Source organism: Pseudomonas juntendi (assembly GCF_009932375.1).
GTDB classification, from domain to species: Bacteria; Pseudomonadota; Gammaproteobacteria; order Pseudomonadales; family Pseudomonadaceae; genus Aquipseudomonas; species Aquipseudomonas juntendi.
The window spans coordinates 1-6,737 of the sequence record NZ_BLJG01000099.1; the positions used below are offsets into that span (position 1 = coordinate 1).

Below are 6,737 nucleotides of genomic sequence, written 5' to 3' on the forward strand. Positions count from 1 at the left end.
TATGGAGCGGTTACATTCAGGTCGCGTTCAACGGTACGCTTGCTGACAGTGAAGCCCACGTCGCGCAGGCGCCACACCAGCTCGGCGCTGGTAATGCCCGGGGAGCGACTGGGTAGCTGACGCAGCAGCGCCCATTGGCGGCTGAGGGTGGCGCGAGTGGTGGCGAACGGCAAAAGATAACGTCCTTGTCTAGGCTTGCCGTCATAGCATGGCGGCAGGCGAGGGGCATGGCAATTGGCCACGCCCTGCTCAGATCAAGTAAGTCGCATTTGGTTGCCTGGTGCCGAATCGTTCGCGACAGGTTTTGACGTGACATCACGCAGAATCACGCCTCATCACAGCCGAAGGTTGGGGTTGTGCGTCGTTCAATGAGGATGAACATGTCTGCTGCCAGCAATATCCATTCGCTGCTTGCCCGCCTTTTGCCCGAACGGGTCATCGCCGCCCCGGCACCGGCCGGCAGGCGGCATCGGTTGTTCGCCGGGGTAGGCTTGCCCAGCCAGCGCTCGCTGCTGATCAACCGACTGGACGAAGCCAGTGACCTGCAGGCCGTTTACGCCGACCTGCGCCGCCAGGCATTGCAAGGTAGCGTAGCGGCACTCAACGACCTGGGCTGGATCTGGCTCAACGGCAAGTATTGGCGCGCTGATACCGTGTTGGCCGGGCACCTGTTGCGCATGGCGGCGCTGCAGGGCAATGCTGCTGCGTGGTTCAACCTTGGGCAGCAGCATTACTTCGGCAAGGGTGTCGACCCCTCCTATGCCCAGGCGGCGGATTGCTACCGGCAGGCCTTCGAGCGCGGCATGCTGCATGCCGCGGCGGCCCTGGGTGACCTGTATGAAGAAGAAGTGTGCGATGGCGAGCAGCAATGGCAGGTAGACCTGGTGCAGGCCTACCAGTGGTTTATGCGCGGGGCCGAGCGTGGCGAAGCGCGTTGCCGCTTCGAGGTGGGTTATCGCTTGATGCACGGGTTGTACGTGGCACCCGACATCAAGGCTGCATTGTACTGGCTGGAACTGGCGGCAGCCGCAGGGGTGGTACAGGCGGCCGAAGAGCTGGCGGTGCATTTCAGCAGCCGTGACAGCGTGCGCTACCTGCAGTGGCGCGACCGCGCCTTGCAGATGGGCAGCACACTCGCCCTGACCATGAAGCTGGAAGACCAGATACACCCCTGATTCCCCCGCTCGCATAGGCGACCACAGGCTGCAGTATGTGTGCAATACCTGTGGGAGATCACTCCGCCCTACGGCCTGCGCTGTCGCGCAGAGAACTCAGTTCGTAAGCGCGACGCGGCCTGTGTGGGAGCGGGCGTGCCCGCGAAGAATCCAGCGCAGTGGCTGGCACCGGCTACGCCGGTGTTCGCGGCGGTTCGACGCTTCGACACGCCCGCTCCCAAGAACCCGGCTGAATCCGGCAATAACGCCAGCACAGGCAATCCACCCTCCAGCGTGCACACCCATTCGCCCATACCCCTCGTCACCCGCTGTTGACGACAGGGGGAGGTACGAGCGTATATTGATAGTTAGCAAACTATGAATATACCTGGATACTGTTCATGTGCCTTGATCTCCTGCGCCTGCAGGTCAGCAGTGGCATGGTAGTTGCGGCTCGCCATTGGCGGCGCATCTGCCATTGCGCGTTGACCAGTTACGGCATCTCCGAGGCCTGCGCTGCGCCGCTGCTGATGATCGTGCGCCTCGGCGACGGTGTGCATCAGGTAGCGGTGGCCCAAGCAGCCGGCCTGGAAAGCCCATCACTGGTACGCCTGCTCGACCAACTGTGCAAGGCTGGCCTGGTCTGCCGCAGTGAAGACCCCCTCGACCGTCGCGCCAAGGCCCTGAGCCTCACCGCTGAAGGCCGCCGCTTGGCCGAAGCCATCGAAGCCGAACTGGTGCGCGTGCGCAGGGATGTGCTGCAAGGCATCGACCAGGCTGACCTGGAAGCCGCCTTGCGCGTGCTGCGCGCCTTCGAGGCTGCCGGCCTGGGCGGTGCAGGCGGGGTGGCATGAACGGCTTCTTCAGCTCGGTCCCCCCGGCGCGGGACTGGTTCTACGGTGTGCGCACCTTCGCGGCCTCGATGATCGCCCTGTACATTGCCCTGCTCATGCAGTTGCCGCGGCCCTACTGGGCCATGGCCACGGTGTACATCGTTTCCAGCCCCTTCGTTGGCCCAACCAGCTCCAAGGCGCTGTACCGTGCCGTGGGCACCTTGCTCGGTGCCGGGGGGGCGGTCCTCCTGGTGCCACCGCTGGTACAGTCGCCGTTGCTGCTGAGCATTGCCATCGCCCTGTGGACCGGCACCCTGCTGTTCCTCTCGCTGAACCTGCGCACGGCCAACAACTACATGCTGATGCTGGCCGGCTACACCTTGCCGATGATCGCACTGGCGGTTGTGGATAACCCCCTGGCGGTGTTTGACGTCGCGTCTTCCCGCGCCCAGGAAATCTGCCTGGGGATTGTCTGCGCAGCCGTCGTTGGCGCCATTTTCTGGCCTCGCCGGCTGGCCCCAGTGGTGGTCGGCGCCACCGGCAACTGGTTTACCGAGGCCCTTAACTACAGCGATACCTACCTGGCCCGCGCTGGCAGCACCGACAAGGTCGGCGGCATGCGCGGGGCGATGGTCACCACCTTCAACTCGCTGGAGCTGATGATCGGCCAGCTCGGCCACGAAGGGGCTGGCCCGCACACCCTGAAAAACGCCCGTGAGCTGCGTGGGCGGATGATTCACCTGCTGCCGGTCATCGATGCGCTCGATGATGCGCTGGTCGCCCTGGAGGGCCGGGCCCCGGCCCAGTTCGCCCAGTTGCAGCCTGTGCTCGCCGCCGCTCGCGAATGGCTGCAAGGGACTGCCGCCAGCCCTTCTGTCGCCCGCTGGGCTGCGCTGCACGAGCAGATCGAGCGGCTGCAGCCCGCTGCCGCCATGCTCGACCAGCGCGCCGAGCTGCTGTTATCCAACGCCCTGTACCGGCTGACCGAATGGGCCGACCTGTGGCAGGACTGCTGCACCTTGCAACATGCCCTGCGCACCGACGATGCCACGCCCTGGCGGGCCGTGTACCGGCACTGGCGCCTGGGCCGCCTGACACCGTTCTTCGACCGTGGCCTGATGCTGTACTCGGTGGCCACCACGGTGCTGGCGATCATCGTCGCTTGTGGCCTGTGGATTGGCCTGGGCTGGAACGACGGCGCCAGCGCGGTAATCCTCGCGGCCGTGTCGTGCAGTTTCTTCGCGGCCATGGACGACCCGGCACCGCAGATCTACCGGTTCTTCTTCTGGACCTTGCTGTCGGTGATCTTCTCCAGCCTGTACCTGTTCCTGGTGCTGCCCAACCTGCACGACTTCCCGATGCTGGTGCTGGCCTTTGCCGTGCCGTTCATCTGCGTCGGCACCCTGACCGTGCAACCGCGTTTTTACCTGGGCACGTTGCTGACCATCGTCAACACCTCGACTTTCATCAGCATCCAGGGCGCCTATGATGCCGACTTCTTCACCTTCCTGAATTCCAACCTGGCCGGCCCCGTCGGCCTGCTGTTCGCCTTCATCTGGACGTTGGTCATGCGCCCGTTTGGGGTGGAGCTGGCTGCCAAGCGCATGACCCGCTTCGCCTGGCGCGACATTGTCGAAATGACCGGGCCGGCGACCCTGGCCGAACATCGCAAGCTTGGCGTACAGATGCTCGACCGCCTGATGCAGCACCTGCCGCGCCTGTCGCAAACGGGCCAGGACAGCGGTGTAGCGCTGCGTGACCTGCGTGTTGGGTTGAACCTGCTCGACTTGCTGGCCTACCTGCCGCGCGCTGGTCAGCAGGCCCGTGAGCGGCTCAATACCGTGGTTGCCGAAGTGGGTGCGCACTACGCCGCCTGCCTGCACGCTGGCCAGCGCCTGCATGCACCGGCTGCGCTGCTGCGCAACATGGAGCGGGCGCGGCTGGCGCTGAATCTGGATGAACTGTACGAGCGTGGCGATGCCCGCACCCACCTGCTGCATGCGCTGAGCGGCCTGCGCCTTGCCCTGCTGCCAGGTGTGGAGGTGATGCTCGAACCCGCCGAACAACTGCAACTGCCTGCCGGCCTCGACGGAGCGCCCCTGTGATTGGTGAACTGGATATCAGCGGGGTGTTCCTGCCCGCGCTGTTGGTGATGATGCTTGGCACCTACCTGCTGTTCCTTGGGCTGCACGCGGTGCTGGTGCGTATACATTTCTACCGCCTGGTCTGGCACCGGGCGTTGTTCAACGTTGCCCTGTATGCCGTGCTGCTTGGCGCGGTGGACCACTTTTGCCGAAACCTGATGCTGCCATGAAAAAACCTTTGCTGACCCTGGGCCGTGTGGTCCTGACCTTGCTGGTAGTGACCTTCGCCGCCGTGCTCGTATGGCAGATGGTCGTCTACTACATGTTTGCGCCCTGGACGCGCGACGGCCATATCCGCGCCGACGTGATCCAGATCGCCCCCGATGTGTCGGGCTTGATCCAGAAAGTCGAGGTGCACGACAACCAGACCGTCAAGCGCGGCGACGTGCTGTTCACCATCGACCAGGACCGCTTCACCCTGGCCCTGCGCCAGGCCAAGGCCACCCTCGGCGAGCGCCAGGAAACCCTGGCCCAGGCCTCCCGCGAAGCGCAGCGCAACCGCAAGCTGGGCAACCTGGTGGCGGCCGAGCAACTGGAGGAAAGCCAGTCCCGCGTGGCCCGCGCCCGCTCGGCCGTCAGCGAGGCACAGGTGGCGGTCGATACCGCCCAGCTCAACCTCGACCGCTCGGTGGTACGCAGCCCGGTAGATGGCTACCTGAACGACCGGGCGCCGCGTAACCACGAATTCGTCACCGCCGGCCGCCCGGTGCTGTCGGTGGTCGACAGTGCCTCGTACCACGTCGATGGCTACTTCGAAGAAACCAAGCTTGGCGGCATCCATATCGGCGATGCCGTGGATATCCGCGTGATGGGCGACAACACCCGCCTGCGCGGCCATGTGCAGAGTTTTGCCGCCGGTATCGAAGACCGCGACCGCAGCAGCGGCGCCAACCTGCTGCCCAACGTTAACCCGGCGTTCAGCTGGGTGCGCCTGGCCCAGCGTATTCCGGTGCGCATCGCGTTTGACGAAGTGCCAGAGGACTTCCGCATGATCGCCGGGCGTACCGCCACGGTGTCGATCATCGAGGGCCAGCACCCATGAAACAGCTCATCCTGGCTGGCCTGTGCCTGTCGCTGGGGGCCTGCATGATGGTCGGCCCCGACTATGAGGTGCCGAAGGACGCGGCGGTGCAACGCAGCGACCTTAATGGCCCGTTGCGCCAGGATGCCGACAGCGTGGTTTCGGCGCCGGTGCCCGAGGACTGGTGGCAGCTGTATCAGGATCAACGGCTGAACGAGCTGGTGCGCCAGGCCCTGAGTGCCAATACCGAGCTGCGCGTAGCCGCGGCCAACATCGCCAAGGCCCGCGCCCAGGTCGAGGTGGCCGAGTCGCAAGGTGGCTTCAACGGCGGCGTCAAACTGGGTGCCCAGCGCTTGCAGGAGTCTGGCGAAGCCTTCCTGCTGCCTGAGAAGGTGCCGGTGGCCAACATTGGCGAGGCCATCATCAGCGCTTCGTATCAGTTCGACCTGTGGGGCACGTTCAAGCGTGGCACCGAGGCTGCAAAGGCCAATGCAGACGCGGTGCAGGCTGCTGCCGATACCGCCCGCATCACCTTGGTGGCCGACGTGGTCAAAGCGTATACCCAGGTGTGCTCGGCCAACGAGGAATACCACATCGCCCGCCAGTCGCTCGACTTGCAGGAGCAAAGCGTAAAGCTTAACCAGCGCTTGCGTGATGCAGGTCGTGGCGATGAAACCCAGGTCACCCGCTCGCAGACCCAGTTCAAGTCCTTGCGCGCCGAACTGCCGCGCTTCAAGGCCGAGCGTGAAACCGGCCTGTACACCTTGGCTGCGTTACTGGCCAAACCGGTAGACCAGTTGCCCGCCGGCACCGCCGATTGTGCCGAGCTGCCGCACCTGAACCAGTTGGTGCCGGTGGGCGACGGTGCTGCGTTGCTCAAACGCCGGCCTGATGTGCGCCAGGCCGAACGCCAGCTGGCCGCAGCAACTGCCTCCATCGGGGTTGCTACCGGCGCGCTGTACCCGGACATCAGCATCGGTGCCCAGGTGGGCACGATTGGTATTCTGGAAAACCTTGGTGAGCCGTCGACCAACCGCTGGGGTTTCGGCCCGCAGATCAGCTGGAGCATCCCCACCAACGGCACACGCGCCCGCATCCGCATGGCTGAAGCCTCTACGCAAGCTGCCTTGGCGAATTTCGACGGTGTGGTGCTGAACGCCATCCGCGAGACCCAGACTCGCCTGGCGCAGTACAGTGCCCTGCTGGACCGGCGTGACGCACTGGCCGAGGCAGAGAAGTCGGCCAAGGATGCGGCAGACCAGACGCACCGGTACTACCAGGCCGGGCGTGAGTCGTTCCTGGCGGACTTGCAGGCGACCCGCACCTATACCGACATGCGCGCGCAACTGGCAGCGGCCGATAGCCAAGTGGCGTTGGGGCAAATTGGCGTGTTCCTCGCCCTCGGTGGTGGCTGGAAGGACACCTCAAAGCCTTGAGGCCCAATCGCCGGCAAGCCAGCTCCCACAGGGATCGCTTTAGGGCTGACAGGTGTTTGCCACAAGGTATGGCAGCGCCTGTGAGATCGAGCGCCGCCCGCGCGGCGCAATCGCGAGCTGCGCTCGCGCCTACGTTTGTTCCGGGCCCG

At 64.9% G+C, this 6,737-nt stretch carries 6 protein-coding genes and 1 pseudogene; 6 read left to right on the forward strand and 1 reads right to left on the reverse strand.

Going from position 1 to position 6,737, the window contains the following annotated elements:
• Positions 1 to 173: pseudogene (locus GYA94_RS13990) on the reverse strand (WYL domain-containing protein); the annotation flags it as partial.
• Between the two features lie 207 nt (positions 174 to 380).
• Here GYA94_RS13990 and GYA94_RS13995 point away from each other — a divergent pair.
• The 6 genes from GYA94_RS13995 (at position 381) to GYA94_RS14020 (ending at position 6,588) form a co-directional block, all read left to right on the forward strand.
• Positions 381 to 1,175 (forward strand): tetratricopeptide repeat protein, encoded by a 795-nt coding sequence (locus GYA94_RS13995; protein WP_161892520.1) that lies wholly within the window; start codon positions 381 to 383, stop codon positions 1,173 to 1,175.
• 380 nt (positions 1,176 to 1,555) lie between these two features.
• The gene (locus tag GYA94_RS14000) at positions 1,556 to 2,008 is read left to right on the forward strand and encodes a MarR family winged helix-turn-helix transcriptional regulator (RefSeq protein WP_161892521.1); all 453 of its coding nucleotides are present in this window, start codon (positions 1,556 to 1,558) and stop codon (positions 2,006 to 2,008) included.
• Positions 2,005 to 4,092, forward strand: a complete 2,088-nt coding sequence (locus GYA94_RS14005) for an FUSC family protein (RefSeq protein WP_110678973.1) — start codon at positions 2,005 to 2,007, stop codon at positions 4,090 to 4,092. The genes GYA94_RS14000 and GYA94_RS14005 overlap by 4 nt, the downstream gene beginning before the upstream one ends.
• Entirely contained in the window at positions 4,089 to 4,301 is a 213-nt protein-coding gene (locus GYA94_RS14010; RefSeq protein ID WP_161892522.1) for a DUF1656 domain-containing protein, read from the forward strand. The genes GYA94_RS14005 and GYA94_RS14010 overlap by 4 nt, the downstream gene beginning before the upstream one ends.
• Positions 4,298 to 5,173, forward strand: a complete 876-nt coding sequence (locus GYA94_RS14015) for an efflux RND transporter periplasmic adaptor subunit (protein WP_029885347.1) — start codon at positions 4,298 to 4,300, stop codon at positions 5,171 to 5,173. Before GYA94_RS14010 ends, GYA94_RS14015 begins: the two co-directional genes overlap by 4 nt.
• Complete coding sequence (locus GYA94_RS14020; protein ID WP_161892523.1) at positions 5,170 to 6,588, forward strand: efflux transporter outer membrane subunit; 1,419 nt, start codon at positions 5,170 to 5,172, stop codon at positions 6,586 to 6,588. The genes GYA94_RS14015 and GYA94_RS14020 overlap by 4 nt, the downstream gene beginning before the upstream one ends.
• Positions 6,589 to 6,737: the final 149 nt, after the last annotated feature.